Source organism: Burkholderia sp. Se-20373, from assembly GCF_017104705.1.
GTDB lineage: Bacteria > Pseudomonadota > Gammaproteobacteria > Burkholderiales > Burkholderiaceae > Burkholderia.
Map to the genome: position 1 here is coordinate 1 of NZ_JAAGPH010000028.1, position 18,984 is coordinate 18,984.

General features: G+C 66.6%; 13 protein-coding genes. 5 read left to right on the top strand and 8 right to left on the bottom strand.

Annotated features, from left to right (window positions below):
* Positions 1 to 274 (bottom strand): cupin domain-containing protein (locus G3N96_RS12320; protein ID WP_206137380.1); only part of this gene is annotated, 274 nt, incomplete at its 3' end.
* 129 nt (positions 275 to 403) lie between these two features.
* Here G3N96_RS12320 and G3N96_RS12325 point away from each other — a divergent pair.
* Positions 404 to 733, top strand: a complete 330-nt coding sequence (locus tag G3N96_RS12325; protein ID WP_011351062.1) for a carboxymuconolactone decarboxylase family protein — start codon at positions 404 to 406, stop codon at positions 731 to 733.
* A 218-nt stretch (positions 734 to 951) separates the two neighbouring features.
* Positions 952 to 1,785, top strand: a complete 834-nt coding sequence (locus G3N96_RS12330) for a class II glutamine amidotransferase (protein WP_206137381.1) — start codon at positions 952 to 954, stop codon at positions 1,783 to 1,785.
* Positions 1,786 to 1,809: 24 nt separating this feature from the next.
* Here G3N96_RS12330 and G3N96_RS12335 read toward each other — a convergent pair whose 3' ends face one another.
* The 7 genes from G3N96_RS12335 to G3N96_RS12365 all read right to left on the bottom strand — a co-directional run bounded on the left by G3N96_RS12335 (position 1,810) and on the right by G3N96_RS12365 (position 15,944).
* Entirely contained in the window at positions 1,810 to 2,484 is a 675-nt protein-coding gene (locus tag G3N96_RS12335) for a GNAT family N-acetyltransferase (RefSeq protein WP_206137382.1), read from the bottom strand.
* Positions 2,481 to 3,809 (bottom strand): aminotransferase class I/II-fold pyridoxal phosphate-dependent enzyme, encoded by a 1,329-nt coding sequence (locus G3N96_RS12340; protein WP_206137383.1) that lies wholly within the window; start codon positions 3,807 to 3,809, stop codon positions 2,481 to 2,483. The genes G3N96_RS12335 and G3N96_RS12340 overlap by 4 nt, the downstream gene beginning before the upstream one ends.
* A 64-nt stretch (positions 3,810 to 3,873) precedes the next feature.
* Positions 3,874 to 4,791, bottom strand: coding sequence for a UDP-3-O-acyl N-acetylglycosamine deacetylase (locus G3N96_RS12345; RefSeq protein ID WP_206137384.1), 918 nt, complete (start codon positions 4,789 to 4,791; stop codon positions 3,874 to 3,876).
* Positions 4,788 to 12,422 carry a type I polyketide synthase gene (locus G3N96_RS12350; RefSeq protein WP_206137385.1) on the bottom strand — a complete coding sequence of 2,545 codons (7,635 nt, stop codon included), beginning with the start codon at positions 12,420 to 12,422 and terminating at the stop codon, positions 4,788 to 4,790. Before G3N96_RS12350 ends, G3N96_RS12345 begins: the two co-directional genes overlap by 4 nt.
* A gap of 3 nt (positions 12,423 to 12,425) precedes the next feature.
* Positions 12,426 to 13,958 carry an LTA synthase family protein gene (locus G3N96_RS12355; RefSeq protein WP_206137386.1) on the bottom strand — a complete coding sequence of 511 codons (1,533 nt, stop codon included), beginning with the start codon at positions 13,956 to 13,958 and terminating at the stop codon, positions 12,426 to 12,428.
* A complete protein-coding gene (locus G3N96_RS12360) occupies positions 13,955 to 14,746 on the bottom strand; it encodes an SDR family NAD(P)-dependent oxidoreductase (protein ID WP_206137387.1) in 792 nt (263 codons plus the stop codon). The genes G3N96_RS12355 and G3N96_RS12360 overlap by 4 nt, the downstream gene beginning before the upstream one ends.
* Positions 14,739 to 15,944, bottom strand: coding sequence for a capsular biosynthesis protein (locus tag G3N96_RS12365; protein WP_206137388.1), 1,206 nt, complete (start codon positions 15,942 to 15,944; stop codon positions 14,739 to 14,741). Before G3N96_RS12365 ends, G3N96_RS12360 begins: the two co-directional genes overlap by 8 nt.
* Before the next feature lie 429 nt (positions 15,945 to 16,373).
* Between G3N96_RS12365 and G3N96_RS12370 the strand changes: the two genes are divergently transcribed.
* Genes G3N96_RS12370 through G3N96_RS12380 form a run of 3 tightly spaced genes read left to right on the top strand, consistent with a single transcriptional unit; the run spans position 16,374 to position 18,982 of the window.
* A complete protein-coding gene (locus G3N96_RS12370) occupies positions 16,374 to 17,525 on the top strand; it encodes a hypothetical protein (protein WP_206137389.1) in 1,152 nt (383 codons plus the stop codon).
* A 12-nt stretch (positions 17,526 to 17,537) separates the two neighbouring features.
* On the top strand, positions 17,538 to 18,329 hold the full coding sequence (locus G3N96_RS12375) for an ABC transporter permease (protein WP_346778888.1): 792 nt from the start codon (positions 17,538 to 17,540) through the stop codon (positions 18,327 to 18,329).
* The gene (locus G3N96_RS12380; RefSeq protein ID WP_071333970.1) at positions 18,326 to 18,982 is read left to right on the top strand and encodes an ABC transporter ATP-binding protein; all 657 of its coding nucleotides are present in this window, start codon (positions 18,326 to 18,328) and stop codon (positions 18,980 to 18,982) included. Before G3N96_RS12375 ends, G3N96_RS12380 begins: the two co-directional genes overlap by 4 nt.
* Positions 18,983 to 18,984: the final 2 nt, after the last annotated feature.

Sequence of the window (18,984 nt, forward strand, 5' to 3'; positions counted from 1 at the left end):
AGACGTGTGCTCGTCCGAGCTGCCGGCCGGCCCCTGCGTCGAGCAGGTCGTGCGCGCCACCCGCGGGCAGCAGCACGAAATCGCCGTCGGCGAGCTGCAGCGTGCGCCCGTCCGCGGTACGCAGCCGGCAGGTTCCGGCCAGCACCAGGTGAAACGCCGCCTCGCCGGACGGCAGCGGGTCGTGCGGCATCGCGAACGGCCCGTCGAGCAGGCAGCGCACGTCGAGCTCGACATGGCTGCGGCCCAGCGACAGGAGTTGACTCAACGCATCCATGAGACGATCGCGCTAAAAAATGACACTCTAGCGTATCGAAACCCTCAGCGCGAGCGATCAGAATAGCCCTGCATCGCCCGAGATCGCGGCACCCGCCGCCCTCCTCACCCCTACTCGAAAGGACGCATCATGCTGAACTGGAACGAATACCGGAAGGAACTCTCGACGCGCATCGGCGAGATCGCCAAGCTGTCGCCCGATACGCTGGCTGGCTACAAGGCGCTGTCGGGTGCCGGCGCCAAGACGGGCCACCTCGACGCGAAGACGCGCGAACTGATCGCGCTCGCGGTCGCCGTCACGACGCGCTGCGACGGCTGTATTGCCGTGCACACCGCGGAAGCGGCCAAGCATGGCGCGACCAAGGAGGAAGTGGCGGAAGCGCTCGGCGTCGCGATTGCGCTGAACGCGGGCGCGGCGCTCGTCTATTCGGCGCGAGTGATGGACGCGCTCGGCGAGTGAACCTGATGGCCGCGGCGCTGCCGTCAGGGGGCGCCCGGCCGCATTGGTCGCATGGGCTACATGGCCGCGCGGTTGCGCATCGCGCGTCCGTGCAGGCAACCGATGTATGAAGATTGGCCAGCTTACCTGCCCGAATGACTGGCCACGTGCACCCGGGCACGGATACGCCGCGAAGTCGGCTACCATGCTGCGAACGATCCATCGTGAAGGAGCGCTCCATGTGCCGCTGGCTCGCCTATACGGGTAATCCGATTCATCTCGAGACCGTCCTGTTCCGCGCGAAGCATTCGCTGATCGACCAGAGCCTGCATTCGGAGCTGGGGGCGACGACCACCAACGGCGACGGCTTCGGCATCGGCTGGTACGGGCGCCCCGACGAACTCCCGTTCCGCTACCGCTCCGTGCATCCCGCGTGGAACGACCGCAACCTGCGCGAAGCCGCACGCGCGATCCGCTCGCGGATGTTCATCGCGCACATCCGCGCGGCCACCGACACCCCCGTACAGGAAACCAACTGCCACCCGTTCCGCCACGGCCGCTGGCTGTTCGCGCACAACGGGCTGATCCGCGACTTCCACAAGCTGCGCCGCGACCTGACGATGAAGGTCGATCCCGCGCTGTTCCCGACACTCGAAGGCTCGACCGACTCCGAACTGATGTTCCGCCTCGCGCTGACCTACGGCCTCGAGCAGACGCCGCTGCCGGCGCTCGAGCGGATGGTCGGCGTGGTCGAGGAGAGCGCCGCGCGGCATCGCGTGGCCGACCCGCTCAACATGACGATCTGCGCGACCGACGGCGAACGGATCATTGCAGTGCGCTATTCGAGCGAACGGCAGTCGCGCTCGCTGTTCCACAGCACGTCGTTCAAGCACCTGCACGAGCTGTATCCGCACAACCCGCGCATCGCCGAAGCCGGCGACGACGCGTTCATGGTCGTGTCCGAGCCGCTCGTCGACTTGCGGGGCGCGTGGGAGGAAGTACCGGAGAGCACGGCAATCGTCGCGCAGGGGGCCGATGTGCAGCAGCGGCCGTTCGGGCCGCGGCGGAAATAGCGCGGCAGGCTGCCATACGCGCCGTCAGGCGCGACGATCAAACCGCATCCGAACCGAATCAAGTCCGGCGGGCAGCCGGCGCGAACGGGCGCGCGGCCGCGGCATTGCGGTGAACCCGAGCCGTTCGTACAGCGCGCGGGCCCTCGCGTTGCGGGTCAGCACGTCGAGGACGACATCGCGGCTGCCGTCGGCCGGCAATGCCCCCGTGTCCAGCGCGTCACGGAACAACGCGCTGAAGATCCCCGTCCCGCGCTGTCGCTCGTCGGTTGCGCAATGCGCGACGAGAATCTGCGAACGCTTCGGTGCCGGAATTTCCGTTTCGAGAATCAGCCCGCGCAACAGCTGCCCGATCGTGCGGCGCACGCCGAAGAAGCGCGCCAGTGCCCACACAACATGCACGTCGTCGAACATCGTCCGTTGCCCGTCGTGAATCGCCATCACGGCGAGCACGGTGCCGTCGTCAGCGACCGCGACGCGATGCCGGCGCCACGAAAAGCGCCCATGGCGCGACCGGAATGCCTGCTGCAGGAAAGCGATGCAGCGCGCATCGCTTTCGCCGAGAAAAAACCCGAATTCCGCCACACCGGACGCAAACACGAGCGGCCCGCACGACGCCGCGTCATTCGCCTCGGCCGCACGAAACCGCACGCGCTCGCCGGCACGCGGAGCCGCTTGCGCGAACGCACCGGCCAGCGTCATCCGCTGCGCCCCGCGAGTCGCGATAACACGGCGACCGTCCGGCTGATCTGTTCCGGCTCGTGCGTCGAGCAGATGAAGAAGCGCAGGCGCGCAGCCTTTTCCTCGACGGCCGGATAGAAGATCGGCTGCACGTTGATCCCTTCGTCGAACATCGCATTGGCCCATTGCGCGGCCTTCAGCGAGCTCCCCGTGATCACCGGCACGACCGCGAACCCGGCACTCGTGCCCGTGTTCAACCCGGCGGCGCGCGCCTCGGTCAGGAACTGCCGCCCGCGCGCCTGCAGTTGCGCGACGCGCTCCGGCTCGGCCTGCAGACGCTCGAGCGCCGCCAACGACGCTTCGGCGAGCGTCGGCGCGAGCCCGACGCTGTACAGGAAACCCGGCGCCAGATGGCGCAGCATGTCGACCAGCGGCTGGCAGCCGGCGATGAACCCGCCGCAGCCGGCCAGCGTCTTGCTCATCGTGCCCATCCACATGTCGACCTGGTCGGGCGCGACGCCGCAGTGCTCGCGGATGCCCTTGCCGGTCGCGCCGAGCACACCGAGCGAATGCGCCTCGTCGACCAGCAGGAATGCACCGTGGCGCGTCTTCACGTCGACGAAGCGCTGCAAGTCGGGGAAATCGCCGTCCATGCTGTACAGCCCTTCGATCGCGATCAGCACGTGCCGGTATTCGCGGCGCACGCGCGACAGCAGTTCGTCGAGCGCCTGCCAGTCGTTGTGCGCGAAGCTCAGCCGCTTCGCGCCGCTCAGCTGCGCGCCCTGCACGATGCTGTTGTGCGCGAGCGAATCGTGGACGACCAGATCGCCGGGGCCGAACAGCGCACCGATCACGGTCACGTTCGTCGCATGGCCGCTCACGAACGCGACACAGTCGTCGGTCTCGTAGAACGCGGCCAGCGCGCGCTCGAGGTCGCGCTGCACCGGACGCTCGCCCGCGACCATCCGGCTCGCGGAGGCCGACGTGCCGTAACGGTCGATCGCGGCTTTCGCACGTGACGACACGGCCGGATCGCCGGCCAGGCCGAGGTAGTTGTAGTTCGCGAAGTTCAGGTACTCGCGGCCGCCGATCTGCGTCGTCGCACCGGCCACGCCTTCATGCACGCGGAAAAACGGCGAGTCGACGCGCAGCTTCTCGCCCATCTCGCGCATGATCCGGACCTGCTGATACTGCGGCATCGATTCGAAGCGGCTGCGCGCCGACGCGGTCTGTGCGGCCTGCGTGCCGGGCACGCCCGGTGCCGCGGCAGCATCCGTTGCGCGCTCCAGTTGCCGTTTCAGCGCTTTCGCCGCCAGTTGCTGGCGAAGATGCTCTCCCAGTGCCATTGCTTCCTTCGCTTTATCTCGAAAAGACGCTATGTTACGCCGCGCAATATGAAAAAGCGTGGTGTCACGCGTCGGGAAACTCAGTCCACTGCCATGCGTCGGGTTGGGCCAGCAGCGCGTCGACCAGCCGGAAATTCATCTCGTGGCTCGGCCGCAGCGCACTCACGCGCGCCAGCAGCGGCGCGCCGGCCAGCGCCAGATCGCCGACCAGGTCGAGCACGCGATGCCGGACGAACTCTTCCGGCAGCCGCATCCCGCCCAGCACGCGATTGCCGACGATGGACGCCGTGCACGACGGCCGCGCGCCGCGCAGGATCGGCACCCCGCGCAGATAACCGGCGACGATCGCGGGTACCGCCCACTTCACGCGGCCGTACGAGCGCGACGGCGCGATTTCGGTCGCGAATGCGGCCGGCGTCAACGCACCGTCCCAGTGCATGTCGCCGAAGCCGCGCAGGTCGTTGCGCACGCTCAGTTCGTAACGCGGCGCCGGCTCGATCCGCATTTCGCGCCGCTGGTCGCCGTTGCCATCCGTGACGACGACGGGCCGCAGCACGCGGATGAAGCGCTTCGGCGCATCGAGCGCGACACGGCCGCACGCGCGGATGGCGTCCACCCACGGCGCGGCGCTGCCATCGAGAATCGGTACTTCCTCGGCATCGATCTCGACGATCGCGTGATCGATCTCGCACGCGAGCAGCGACGCGAGCAGATGCTCGATCGTGCGAACGCCGACGCCGTCGGCATTGCGCAGCATCGTGCACAGCGGCTGCGCGCGGCGCAGCGCGGGATCGACCGGCAGCGTCGCGAGCGTGCGCCCCTGCGCGACGCGACGGAACGTGATGCCCGTCACGCCCTCTTCCGGACGAGCGGGCAGGATCCGTACACCGACCCGGCGCCCCGTGTGCAGCCCATGACCGTCGATCGCCAGCGGTCGTGCCAGCGTGCCCTGCTGCGTTGACCAGCCGGACGGCGCGCTCATCGCGCGACCGCCAGCGTCGGCGACGCCTGGCCCGCCACGGACGCCTGCCGCGTATCGAGCATCGCACGCGCTTCGCCGTCGATCGCATGCTTCGCCGCGAGCGCCGCGACGGCCTCCTGCGCGGCATCCGTCGCCGAACCGGCATCCGCATCGGTCGACGCGCCGATCGAATCGACGATACGTCCGGCCAGCGTCGTCACCGACGCGCCCTCGGCAATCGCCATCACCGACAGCTTGACCTCGAACGCTTCCTCGACCGCGAGGCCGAGTTCCATCCCCATCAGCGAATCCATGCCCATGTCGAGCACCGACTTGTCGAGCGCGATGCGGTCCGGCGTCATGTGCAAAATCCGCGCGATCTGCGCCTGCAGCGTCCGCGCCACCAGCGCGATCGCTTCGTCGCGCGGCAACGCCAGCACTTCTTCCCGCAACTGCGTGCCGCCGTCGCGCGCATCGCCGCCGCTCGCGTGCGATTGCAGCAGCGAATACCGGCGGGCCTTCGCGGCCGGCATGCCGCGCGCTACCGCGTGCCAGTCGAGCCGGACCACGGCTTCGCCTGCCGCGCCCGCCACCAGTACGCGCTCGAGCGCGACCATCGCCTCGTCGGACGTGATCGACGCACCGCCGATCCGCGACTGCAACGCCTCGCGCGTATCCGCGTGGCGCGCGAGGAAGCCGACGTCCTCGAGCGGCCCCCAGGCCATGAACGTACCCGGCAATCCCTCCGCGCGACGATGTTCGACGAGTGCCTCGAGGAAGGTGTTGGCCGCGACGTAGTTCGACTGCCCCGGATTGCCGAGATAGGTCGTCGCCGACGAATAGACCACGAACAGGTCGAGCGGCAACGCGCGCGTCGCGCGATGCAGGTTCCACGCGCCGGCCACCTTCGGTGCGAGCACCGCGGCCATGCGCGCATCGTCGAGATTGCGCACGAGCCCGTCGTCGATCGACATCGCGGAATGCAGCACGCCCTTGAGCGGGCTGCCGCGCCGGACGGCCTCGATCATCGCGTCGACTGCCGCTGCGTCGGTCACATCGCACGCCACGACATCGACCGTGACGCCGAGCGTCGTGCGCCAGCGCTCGACTTCCTCGCGTGCGGCAGCAGCGAGCTCGCCGGAACGGCTCGCCAGCGTCAGCCGGCGTGCGCCACGCTCGACCATCCAGCGCGCGCTCGCGAAACCGAGCCCGCCCGTGCCGCCAACCACCAGGTACGTGCCATGCGGATCGAGCGCGAGCGAACCCGCGCGCGTAACGCCGCGCGTCGGGGCCGGCGTGCCGGACGGATAGGTCACGAGCACCTTGCCGATCTGGCGCGCCTGCTGCATGTAGCGGAACGCATCTTCCGCCCGTTCGGCCGGAAACGCGCGATACGGCAGCGGATGCAGCACGCCTGCCTCGAACAGCGCCATCACTTCGCCGAACAGGCGCGCGGTCAGCTCCGGCAACGCCCCCATCAACTGGTCGGCGTCGATGCCGAAATAGCTGATGTTGTTGCGGAACGGCCGCAGCCCGATATGGCTGTTTTCGTAGAAGTCGCGCTTGCCGAGCTCGAGGAAACGACCGAACGGCCGCAGCGTATCGATGCTGCGCACCATCGCTTCGCCCGCGAGCGAATTCAGCACGATGTCGATGCCCTGGCCACCCGTCAGCGCGCGAATCTCGTCCGCGAACGCGAGGCTGCGCGAATCGAGCACGTGGTCGGCGCCGAGCAGGCGCACGAACTCGCGCTTCTCGTCGCTGCCGGCCGTCGCGAACACTTCCGCGCCGAAGTGGCGCGCGAGCTGGATCGCGGCGATCCCGACCCCACCCGCGCCGCCGTGCACGAGCACGCGCTCGCCGCGACGCAGACGCGCGAGCTCGACGAGTGCGTAGTACGCGGTGAAGAACGTGGTCGGTACGGTCGCCGCTTCCTCGAACGACAACCGCTCGGGTTTCAGTGCGATCGCTTGCGCGCGCGTCCTGACGCGCGTCGCGAACGAAGCCGGCGCGAAGCCGAGCATCGCATCGCCCGGCGCGAATTCCGTCACGGCGTTGCCCACCCGCACGACGCGGCCGGACAGTTCCATGCCGATCGTCGCGCCCGCGAAGCCGGTCTCGACCGCTTCATCGGACAAGAGCCCCATCGCATACATCACGTCGCGGAAATTGAGGCCGGTGGCAACGGGCTCGATCTCCACCTCGTCGTCGCCCAGCGGGCTTTCCGGCAACGCGAACCATTCGAGATTGCGCAACGAGCCCGGCGCATCGAACGCGAGCACGGCCGCACGCGCGATCGTGCCATCGTTGCGGGCCGCCGCCTGCGCGGCCGTCAGCATGCGCGGCACCTGCCGCCCGTGTGCGCCGAGGACGACCTCTTCCTCGACCGCCGCGCCGGTCAGCTCGCGAATCAGCGCGTCGGGGATCCGGTCCGCCGCCCGATCAACGTCGATCAGGCGGCACGCGAGTTCGGGATGCTCGTTCGCCAGCACGCGACCGAGACCCCACAGCGTGGCCTGTTCCGGATGCGCATTCGCGGTCCCGGCGAACGGCGCGCCGCCGCGCGTGACGACGGTCAGCCGCGAGGCCGCGTTCGCGTTCGGCTGCGCACCGAGCGTGCGAACGAGTTCCGCAAGAGCGATCACGCCGTTACGCTGCGCGGCCATCAGGCCATCGCCCGTCGCCGATTCGGCGAGCGGCGTTTCCGGCGCGCAGAAGACGACATGCGCCGGCCGGCCGGCCGGCAACGACGCGATCGCATCGGCCGCGTGCGTGACGTCGACGATATCGGCCGGATAGCCCGCGCGCGCCAGTGCGTCGGCCAGCCGCCCGCCGAAACTGCCGGCGGCATCCGGTGCGTGCACGACGAGCCATTGCTCGCTGCGTGCAAGCGTATCGAGATCGCTCTGATCCTCGCCGCGTTGCGCGACCACGGCACTCGCGGGGTTGCGCGCGATGACGAACGTCGGCGTGCCGTCCAGATCGAGCGATTGCTCGACGTGCCGCACGACGTCGACGAAGCCCGCGCGTTCGAGCGCCGCATCGAGATCCGCCGGTGTCAGTGGCGCGGACGCATCGGCTTCCGTCGACGAAGCCTGCGCGCCGAATACGATGTCGGAGAAACGGCCACGACGCGACTCGGCCAGCAGCAGCAATCCGCCAGGCGCCAGCCATGACCGCATTGCATTCAGCGCGTCGGCCACATCGTGCCGGCCGCTCAACGCGCGGTTCGCGACGATCAGGTCGTAAGGGCCGGCTTCGTCGGCCGCCAGCGACAGCCGCTCGCCTGACTGCAACGCAACCGTGCGCACCGCCGCTTCCGCATCCGCGTCGAACCCGGCAAGTTGGCCGGCAGTCGCCGCAATTGTGTGATCGCAGCGCGCGGCCGCGAGATGCATGCCGAGCGTCTGCAGCACGTCGCCATCCGTCGCGCCCAGCTCGAGCACGCGCAACCGGCGTGCCGGTTGCCATGCGTCCACCGCCTGCTCGACGCTCGCGGCCAGCAACGCGTGCACGTGCTGCCACGTCGGCGATGCGGCCAGGAGTTGTTCGACCAGGCTATGCCCGGTCGGCGACAGCAGACGGGCACCGTCCTTCGCGCCATTCAGCACGTCCGGCAACGCGGCGCCGCAATGCGCGAGCAGCGTCAGCTCGGCCACGTGCCCCGGCGATTCGGCCAGCAGCCCGCGCCACAGCTCGTCGAGCGGCGGCAACGCCGCGCACGCCGCGTCGTCGCGCACGAGCAGCGCGCCAGCGCGATGAGCGAGACCGTCCTCGACCAGCATGTCGGCAAGACGTGCGGCCAGTGCCTCACGCCCGGCCGCCGGCTGCCATGTGCCGGCGAATGCGCCGAGCGCATCGAACGCGCGGAGCGCGTAGAGGCTCGCCAGCACATCAAGCAGCGGCAGGATTTCGGTCAGATGCTGCGTCCGGCGGCCGTCGTGCCCGGCTGCATCGAGCCGCGCGGCAGCATGCGCGAGCAACGTGTCGGGGGCCGGCAAACCGGCTGCATTGACGTCACCCGGCAGCGGCACCTCTTCAAGACGGTAGACGAAGCGCGCGGGCGGGTTCTGCCGGCGGCCGACGAGGTCGACGCGCCGGAACCGGCAAGCGCCGAGCCGCACGACGATCGCGCCGCGCGCGTCGAGGAATTCGAAATGCGCGACGATCGAATGCGGGCTGTGGCGATCAATCCGCACGAGCACCCGCTCGACCGTGTCGCCGCGCAGATAGTCGACCCGGCCGATCTGCACCGGCACGTAAGCCGGATGCTCGCCTTCGCGCGCATGCGCCGCCAGCAGTGCGAACAGCGGATGAAACCCGCTGTCCATCAGCGCCGGATGCAGCAGATAGGCGGACAATGCCCGCGCGTCGCCGCATGCGGCCGGCGCTGCAATGTCGGCCAGCGCCGCACCGTCATCCGCGGCGACCCGCACGGTGCGAACCCAGCGGAATGCCGGACCGTAGCTGAGGCCAATGGCCGCCGTGTTTGCGTACAGCGTGTCGCCTTCGGCGGCGGGCACCGCGAGCAGGCGATCGAGCGCATCGGACGGCACGACGCTCGCATCGCCGAGCGTGTTGCCGCTTTCCAGCATCCGCCCCGTCACGTTCAGCGTCCATGCCCCGTCGGACATCCGGTCGCGCGTCTCGATCGTGAAGGTCGCGGTACGCGGCTCGATCACGAGCCGGAACAGCTTCGCCTGCTGCGGCTGGAATACCACCGGCGTGCGGATCTCGACGTTTTCGAGTGCCGCATCCGGCGTATCGAAGAAGGTGCGTGCCGCGGCGAGCGCCATTTCCACGTAGCCCGCACCCGGGAACGCCACGCCGCCGTCGACGACGTGATCGGCCAGCATCGGCAGCTTCGCCGGATCGAGCTGGTTTTCCCACGCGAATGCGTGTTCGTGCAGGCGGTAGCCGAGCAGCGGATGCTCGCGACGACGATTGACGAGGCCGTAGCCTTCGACGGTCGGCGTCAGCCAGAAGTGGTCGCGCTGCCACGGATAGGACGGCAATGCCGCACGCGCATCGCCCGGCGCGAAGCGGTCGGGATCGACGCTCGCACCGTGCGCGATCGCCGCGAGAATCGCTTGCCGCAGCGTCGCCGCGCTGCCGTGATCGCGCTTGAGCGTCGGCAGCGCCACGCCGGTCGCGCCGGCGGCCGCGAATGCCTGCTTCACGTACGTGCGCAGGATCGAATGCGGCGAGACCTCGACGAACAGCCGGACGCCCTGCTCGATCAGATGTGCGATGCCGTCGCCGAAGCGCACCGGCTCGCGAATATTGCGCCACCAGTAGCGGGCGTCGAGCTCGGTGCCGGCCAGCGCGCCGCCGGTCACGGTCGACACGAACGTGCCGTTGCCCGGCTGGGGCCGCAGGCTCGCCAGCTCGGCCAGCACGACCGGCTCGATGCGGTCCATGTGGCTGCTGTGGAACGCGTAGTCGAGATCCAGCATCTGGAAGAACTTGCCGCTGCCGCGCAGCGCGGCCTCCAGTGCCTGCAAGCCCTGCAGCTCGCCCGCGAGCGTCACCGCGTCGGGGCTGTTGATGCCCGCGATCTCGACGCGCCGCGCCAGCCCGTGGCGCGCGATCAGTTCGCGCGCCGCCGCGTCGCCGATGCCGACGGCCGCCATCCGGCCGCTGCCGCGCGTCATCGCCTGCGCGCGGCTGCGGATCTTGATCACGCGAACCGCGTCGGCGAGCGACAGCGCGCCCGTCACCCACGCCGCGGCAATCTCGCCGACGCTATGGCCGATCGCCGCGTCGTAACGCATCCCGCGCGCGTCGATCACGCGAATCATGCCGACCTGGATCGCGAACAGTAGCGGCTGCGCGTTCTCCGTCGCGGCGAGCCATTCGGCGCCCGCGCCGGCCAGCCATTCCGCGCTCGCGCCGCCGCGCATCACGTCGACGAGCGACGAGCTGCCATCGGCACACCACAGCGCGTCGACTTCGTCGAGCGCCGCGCGGAACACGGCGTTCTCCGCATAGAGTTCGTTGCCCATCCCGACCCACTGGCAGCCGTTGCCCGAGAAGACGAGCGCGGTGCGCACCGCATCGGCCGGGGCCTGGCCGGTTGCCACGCAGGCCGGCAGCCCTTCCGCTGCCGGCTGGGCCAGTGCCGCAAGCGCGGCGCGGCCTTCGGCTACGCTGGCCGGTGCAACGATTGCGCGGTGTTCCAGCCATTGGCGCCGACGTGCGGCCGCGGCGGCCAGCGCCTGCCAGTCGCCGCCGTTGTCGAGCATTGTCAGATAGCGGCCCGCGAGCGCGCCGAGCGCATTCGCGCTGCGCGCGGTCAGCACGAGCGGCGACAGTTGCGCGTGCGTCGGCTCGGGCGCGGCCGTCGACGCCTCGTTTGCAACCGGCGCCTCCGTCAGCACGACGTGCGCGTTCGTTCCGCCGAAGCCGAACGAGTTGACGCCGATCGTCAGGGGCGCGTCGCCCGCGTCGAGCGGCATGTAGCGATCGACGACACGCAGGCGCCCGCCGTCGAAATCGATCCCGGGATTAGGTGTGACGAAGTGCAGCGAGCGCGGCACCGCGCGATGCTTCAGGCACAGCACGGCCTTCAGCAAGCCGGCCATGCCGGATGCCGTTTCGAGATGGCCGATATTGGTCTTGACCGAACCGATCAGCAGCGGACGATCCGCCGGGCGCTCGCCCGACACGACGTCGATCAGCGCACGCGCCTCGATCGGATCGCCGACCGCCGTGCCGGTGCCATGCGCTTCGAGATAGGCCAGCGACTGCGGATCGATGCCCGCGCGCGCGTAGACGCTGCGAAGCAGCGACGCCTGCGCGGCCGCGCCCGGCACGCTGATGCCGCCCGGCGTGTGGCCGACCGAGTTCACGCCGGAGCCGGCGATCACCGCGTGGATCGTGTCGCCGTCGGCGAGCGCGCGATCGAGCGGCTTGAGCAGCACGAACGCGCCGCCTTCCGAGCGGACATAGCCGTCGCCGGTTGCATCGAACGTGCGGCAACGGCCGCGCGGCGACAGCATCGACGCCTTGGAGAAGCTGACGAAACCGAACGGGTGCAGCAGCAGGTTGACGCCGCCCGCGAGCGTCACGTCGGCTTCGCCGGACTGCAGCGCCTTGACGGCCTGGTGGAGTGCGACGAGCGACGACGAGCAGGCCGTGTCGACGGACATGCTCGGGCCGCGCAGGTCGAACAGGTAGGACACGCGGTTCGACGCGATGCTCAGGGTGTTGCCGGTCGCCGAATATGGATCGATCACGTTCAGATCGTCCATGTTGCGGTTGCCGTAATCCATGCTGGCGGCGCCGACGAAGACGCCGCAATTGCTGCCGCGCATGTCGGCCGGGCGCACGCCCGCATCCTCGAATGCTTCCCATGCAAGTTCGAGCAGCAAGCGCTGCTGGGGGTCCATCTGGGCCGCTTCGCGCGGGGAAATGCCGAAGAACGCGGCATCGAAGCCGGCGACGTTGTCGACGACGCCGGCCGAGAACGTGTAGCTCTTGCCCGGCTCGCGTTTGGACGGGTGCTGGTAGAAGTCGGTGCCGAAGCGGTCGGCGGGGATTTCGGTGACTGCGTCGCGTTCGTCGCGCAGCAGTTGCCAGAAGTCGCCGAGATTGTTCGCGCTTCCGGGAAACCGACAAGCCACCCCAATTATTGCAATCTTGCTGTTCATCTTTTATGTCGCTTTCTCGGATGCGTGCGGTTCTTCCGCGCGATTTCCGTCGTCTTGTACCACATGCAGCAGCGCCGCCCCAAGCTCTTCGGCTGCCAAATTCCGGCATTCGGGAGCATCTGTGCCGTAATTTCGCCAAATGAAGTAGTCGCTGGTTTGTGGAGAAACGCCCAGCTTTTCGAATACGTGAGGTAACGCGGGAACGTGGTCGCCGTAAAAACAAACGACTGTTTCACGATCACTGGTGCGCAAATGATCGAGCAAGCGCCCGATCATTGCGTCGGCGTTTTCAATGTGGCGAAGGTATGCAGTCAGGTCGCGCCAGGAAGTGCCCTCGCCCAGAGTATGCCTTGAAGACGATTCCCCAGGCAAAACCTGCTCCAGGTGCAGCGGGCCGTGATTTTCCATCGTCATCGCAAAGACGAAGCGCGGGCAGTCGCCGCCCGCCTCATCGAGTTCCGCGAAGATCGACTCGGACACTGCGGCATCCGCCACGTACGGACCGGCACGGGAGGCCGATTCAAAGTGGCGGATATCGAGAAAACGCGTGAAGCCGAGCAACGGAAATACCCGGTGCCGCCCGAAGAAATCGGCGTAATACGGATGAATCGCGACTGTATCGTAGCCGCAACTATTGAACCAGGATGCGAGCGAAGAGATTTTATTTCTTACAAATGCGTAAGGATAAAAGCGCGCATATCCAAGCGAAAAGGATTCCGTGCCGGTTAGCACCGCGAATTCCGTTCGCATGGTGTTTGCCCCCCACGCAGGGACCGTCATCTCGCCATGCCAGACGGCCTCGCGACGCGCCTCGTCGAAGCGCCTGAAGAGACTCGGCTCGACCGCCTCTCCAAGCCGGCGCGCATCGAAGAACGATTCGCTCTGGATCATGATCACGTCAGGGCGCCGACCCGGCTTGCCGGTTGCGAACGGTCCGGCCGCCACAACTTCGCGGAACCGGCGAAACGTCGCGGGACGCAAGCCGTTGAGCAGATAGCCAACGAACACAGCAAAAAAACCGTGGCGACGCTGGTCGGCATCGGGATCGAGTGTCAGCGGCACACGGGCGGCCACGAGCACGGCCAGCATGAACGACAACCCGACCGTGAGCCAGGCCAGCATGCCGGAGCCTGCAGGTGCGGGGCGCTCGACGACGAAGCCCGCGATCACGAGCACGATGCCGGCACCGATCGCGACAACCTTGCCGACGCTCAGGAACGGCAGGTAAAGACGGGGATGCGAGAACAACTGACTGAATAGGCTCAGATCGGTAAAAACGAACGGCTCACGCAACGACTCGTACTTCGCATTACTGACTGCGGCGACAAGACCGATGAGCGCCAGTGCCGTGCAGGCCGAGATAAGCGGCCGCGACGTGACGGCGAACACCGCGTCGAACAGGAAGACTACGGAAAGAATGTGAAGCACTGACGACAGCGGCGGTCGCCGCAGCGGCGCGCGCGGGACAGCGATCGCGTCGACCGCGAACGACAGCGCGACGGCGGCCGTCAACGTCACGGCGAGACGCGCGCTCAATTGGCCCGGTCCTTCGACGGCAGATACGAAAGGCGGTCGAGGATCGCGTCGGCGAGTGCGGCGGGCAGCAGCGGCAGGAGGCGCATGCCGAATGCGAGCAACCCGGGAAATGCGATCTCGCTTCGGCCCGCATCGAGCCGTCGGCGGATGTAGGCGGCCGAGCGTTCGGCGCTCCAGAGGAACGGCTTGTCGCCAGGGAATACATCGCTCATGGCCGTCTTCACGAAGCCGGGCAGGATGACCGTCACGCCCACGCCGTCGCGCGCCAGCAGCGGGCGCACGGAATCGCCATAGGCCTTGATCGCGGCCTTGCTCACGCAATAGGCCGGTGAGATCGCCATGCCGCGCAGTGCCGCGATCGAACTGACCATCGCGATCCGGCCGCGCTTGCGCGCGCGCATCCGGTCGACAACCGGCAGGACCGTGTGCAATGCGCCGTAGAGATTCGTGTCGATGACGTGAGCCGTGCGCTCCAGGCCCTCCCAGTCACTCGCATCGGCGATCGTGCTGGCCACGCCGGCGTTTGCGATCAGGAGGTCGATCGGGTGACGGGTGTCGAACTCGGTCAACCACGCGGCAATCGACGCCGCATCGCGTACGTCGACCGTGCCCGTATGGACCGTGGCGCCGCGCGCCCGGCAGGCAGCTGCGGTTACATCGACCTCGGCGGTATTGCGGCCGACGATGCCGAGCGTCGTCCCCGGCTGCGCATAGGCGAGCGCCAGCGCACGGCCGAGGCCGGCACTCGCGCCGGTGATGACGATGCTGCGCGGCAGTTGATCAGGCATCCGCGCGATCCAGGCGCTCGACCGCTCCCGCGACCGCCATCTCGATGCCGGTTCGGGTGTAGAAATCGCCGTTGATTTGCGTGTGATGCATCACGTAGTCGAGAAACGCCTGGTACAGCACGCTGTCAGGCGGCCCGGCGTCGCGCCAGAATGCGTCGAGCCCACCCTGCCACGTCAGCCCCGGCATATCGTAGATCGCCGTGCCAAGTGCGATCAGAGGCCGCCGATGGTGCAGCGCGGACAGCCCAACGGTACTGTTGACCACGACGACGCCACGCGCGTGCTCGAGCAGCGTCGGCAGATGACCTGCGTCGACGAACCGCAGACGAGCACCGATCCCAAGTTCGGCAGCACGTTGACGCACATGACGGCGATAGTCGATCAGCCCCGTATCGAGCGGGTGATTCTTGATGACGAGATGCATGTCCTCCCGCGCATGCCGGGCGAATGACGCGAGCACCTGGTCAATTGCGGCCAGCACGCCATCGAATGGTGAGTGAGCGACGATCTGGGCATCGGAATTCAATTGGAGCGGGAACAGGTAGTACGGATGCCTTGAAACTAGCAATTCGTCCGTGACCTGCTCCGCTTCGCTGGCATAGCTCCGCTTGCTGAGCATGCGGCTCGCCAGCCCCGAGTATTCGACCAGCCCGTTGCGCGGCCGATGGCTGCGGTAATGCGGGAAGCGGGCCGCAAAAAGCGTATTGGCGACGCGATAGCTGATATCGTGGAACGCGCGCTCGTAGAGATTGTAGCCGGTCGGCTGACCCGGCGCGCTCGACGGCGTGCTGACGCGCTGGTCGAGATACCACGACGGATCTCTCGGCAACCGGGAGCGGCCGTTGACGCCATGCCGCTCGAGCGTCAGCCAGTGCGGGCGGATATAGCCTTCTTCGAACACGTGGACGTTCAGCCCGCCGGCCTGCGCTACGTCGTGCATGGGTCGATGAATGTCACGGCAGTCTCCAAACATGATGACGTCCGAAATATCCTTTGAACGCACGATCTGCGCGTACCAGTCAGGCAAGCCCGCCGGCTCGCCACGGTAATCCAGCGCCGCGTTCGCACCGCCATACAGGAGATCGCCGCCGCAGAAATTGACCCGGTGCGTCGCATGCCCACGCCTGCGCAGCGCGCCGGACAAACGACTGAAAAAAGGTGAAGCCGTGCCCTGCAATACAAGAAACGAGCGAGACATCGAATGTCGACCGACAAAACGAGCCCCGCCGAGCATGTCGACGGGTCGACTCGAACTCGGCCCAGGCTCTCCATTGAATAACAGCGGGCACTGTCAGCCGCTCCGGGAGACGCGAATATAGCATTGAGGACGCAATAAATACAGACCGTGCCAAATAGCCACAAGTTGGCGGATTTCGCATCGGATCGTATAATCAGCGGCCCCGGGCACTTTAAGCCGCCCGACGGAATCCTGCCGGCGCGATGCGCGCCAATTCCTAACTAATTCCTTACCCGGTGGGCCGTGCAGCCTCCCCACGAAGGCTGCGAAAAATACTGCCGTGGAATAATTGCTTGTTATGCTTGACCGACATTCTGCTCTTTTGTCATAAATTCGCCACAGTATTTTTGTGGAGTTCAAAGAGCCAATCAGTCTGGATGAGAGAAGTTGGTGGAAAACGTATCAGGTAGCACGGCGACATCGCCCGCGCAGCGGCCTGGAAAACTCGGTGCGCGGATCAAGAAGATCAATCGGCTGTTCGCCGCGACGGTTATCCTCCCGACGGCCATTGCAACACTTTACTTCGGCCTGATTGCATCCGACGTCTACGTTTCGGAATCGCGCTTCGTCGTCCGCTCCGCATCGCGCCAGACGCAGACGAGCATGGTCAGTGCACTCCTGCAAGGCACGACCTTCGGGAAGGCGCAGGACGATACCTATTCCGTAATCGACTACATCCAGTCCCGCGACGCGTTGCGGGAACTGAACCAGCACAACTACATAGTCGACGCATACTCGCAGCACGGCGATTTCGTCAGTCGCTTCCACAGCTGGATCGACAACAGCTTCGAATCGCTGTGGAAATACTACGGCCAGCACGTCGTGACGGTCGACTTCGACTCGGCATCGGCAATCACGACGCTGCAGGTGCGCGCCTATACGGCACAGGATGCGGCCAGGATCAACTCGACGCTGCTCGACATCAGCGAACACCTGGTGAACCGTATGAACGAGCGGGCGGCCACCGACACCGTTCAGTTCGCGCAGGCCCAGGTCGAACTCGCCACCGCGAAGGCCAAGGACGCTGCAGCGGCGATGGCGACCTATCGCAATTCGCACACGGTCTTCGATCCCGACAAGCAGTCGGCGCTGCAGTTGCAACAGGTCACCTTGCTGCAAAACCAGATGCTCGCGGCGCGTTCGCAACTGCTGCAGCTCCTCGCGATCTCGCCGCAGAACCCGCAAATTCCGGTTCTGAAGACCAACATCGCGGCGCTCGAAGCACAAATCAAGGATGCCACCGGCAATGTCGCGGGTGGCAAGGGCTCGCTGTCCGACAAGGCTGCCGCATACGCACGCCTGCAACTGGATTCGCAATTCGCCGACAAGCAACTCGGGTCCGCCATGTCGGCCCTCGAGAATGCGCGCGCGGAAGCCCAGCGGAAGCAGTTGTATCTCGAGCGGCTCGTCCAGCCGAACACGCCCGACGTGGCGATCGAACCGAAACGCCTCAAGCGGATTTTCGAGGTATTCGCTGTCGGCATGATTGTCTGGGGCGTGCTGAGCCTGCTGCTGGCAGGCGTACGCGAGCACCACGACTGATCGGAGCGCACGGTGACACACGACACACCGCTCTACCGCTCGTTCCAGATTCAATGTCGCGTGGTTGGCGCGTTGCTGATGCGCGAGATTCTGACGCGCTATGGCCGACACAATCTCGGATTCCTGTGGGTTTTTCTGGAGCCGATGTCATTTACGCTGGGCGTGACCGCGCTGTGGACGGCAACCAAGGCCACCCACGGCCTCAATCTGCCGATCACGGCATTCGCGGTCACCGGCTATTCGACCATCCTGCTTTGGCGGAACTGCGCGAACCGCTGCGCCCTTGCCATCGAACCGAATCAGAGCCTGCTCTACCACCGCAACGTGCGGGTAATCGATTTCTTCATCGCGCGCCTGCTGGTCGAGATATCCGGTGCGACGAGGTCATTTCTGTTCCTGTCGATCTTTTTCATCATGTTTGGCATGATGGATCCGCCTCACGACATTTCGCTCGTGTTGGGCGGGTGGATCTTCCTCGTCATACTGGGCTCGGGTCTTGGCTTCACGATCGGCGCACTCAGCGAGCGCAGCGAAACGATCGATCGTCTCTGGCATACCGTCGCCTACCTGCTGTTTCCGCTGTCCGGCGCGGCCTTCATGGTCCAATGGTTGCCTCCCGCCGCACAGAAGATCGTGCTGTGGATTCCGATGGTGCACGGCCCGGAAATGCTTCGTGCAGGTTACTTCGGCTCACTCGTGAAACCCCATTACGATGTCACGTACATGGTTATCTCGGATCTTGTCCTGCTGCTGATCGGGCTGTGGCTCGTGCGTGATACCAGCCTGCGAGTGGAACCGGAATGATCGAACTCACCAACGTCATCAAGACTTACCATACGCGCCAAGGCAGACGCACGGTCCTGGATCGTATCAACCTGCGGGTCGACAAGGGTCAGAAGCTGGGGATCCTCGGCCGCAACGGCGCCGGCAAATCGACGATGATCCGCATGATCAGCGGTGCCGAGTTGCCGACGTCCGGCCGGGTGGCGCGCACCATGAGCGTTTCCTGGCCGCTTGCATTCGGCGGCGCATTCCAGGGCAGCCTGACCGGCATGGACAATCTGCGCTTCATCTGCCGCGTCTATGGCGCCGACGCGGCGCAGGCGGAGCCGTTCGTTCAGGAGTTCTCGGAATTGGGCTACTACCTGCGCGAGCCCGTCAAAACCTACTCGGCGGGGATGCGAGCACGGCTGGCTTTCGCGATCTCGATGGCTATCGAATTTGATTGTTTTCTGATCGACGAGATCATCGCCGTCGGGGACAGTCGGTTCCATGAGAAATGTCACCACGAACTGTTCGAACGACGCCGCGACCGCTCGCTGATTATCGTCAGCCACGATGCAGGCTACATCCGGCAGCACTGCGATCATGCAGCGGTCCTCGTAGAGGGCAAGCTGCATACTTTCGACGCGATCGACGACGCCTACTCGTTTTACCAGAATACGATTCATCAATGACG

Coding starts and splice junctions, on each gene's coding strand:
- G3N96_RS12380 (WP_071333970.1), top strand. CDS start 18,326: ATGATCGAACTCACCAACGTCATCAAGACTTACCATACGCGCCAAGGC.
- G3N96_RS12340 (WP_206137383.1), bottom strand. CDS start 3,809: ATGGCACTGGGAGAGCATCTTCGCCAGCAACTGGCGGCGAAAGCGCTG.
- G3N96_RS12325 (WP_011351062.1), top strand. CDS start 404: ATGCTGAACTGGAACGAATACCGGAAGGAACTCTCGACGCGCATCGGC.
- G3N96_RS12360 (WP_206137387.1), bottom strand. CDS start 14,746: ATGCCTGATCAACTGCCGCGCAGCATCGTCATCACCGGCGCGAGTGCC.
- G3N96_RS12335 (WP_206137382.1), bottom strand. CDS start 2,484: ATGACGCTGGCCGGTGCGTTCGCGCAAGCGGCTCCGCGTGCCGGCGAG.
- G3N96_RS12345 (WP_206137384.1), bottom strand. CDS start 4,791: ATGAGCGCGCCGTCCGGCTGGTCAACGCAGCAGGGCACGCTGGCACGA.
- G3N96_RS12350 (WP_206137385.1), bottom strand. CDS start 12,422: ATGAACAGCAAGATTGCAATAATTGGGGTGGCTTGTCGGTTTCCCGGA.
- G3N96_RS12330 (WP_206137381.1), top strand. CDS start 952: ATGTGCCGCTGGCTCGCCTATACGGGTAATCCGATTCATCTCGAGACC.
- G3N96_RS12365 (WP_206137388.1), bottom strand. CDS start 15,944: ATGTCTCGCTCGTTTCTTGTATTGCAGGGCACGGCTTCACCTTTTTTC.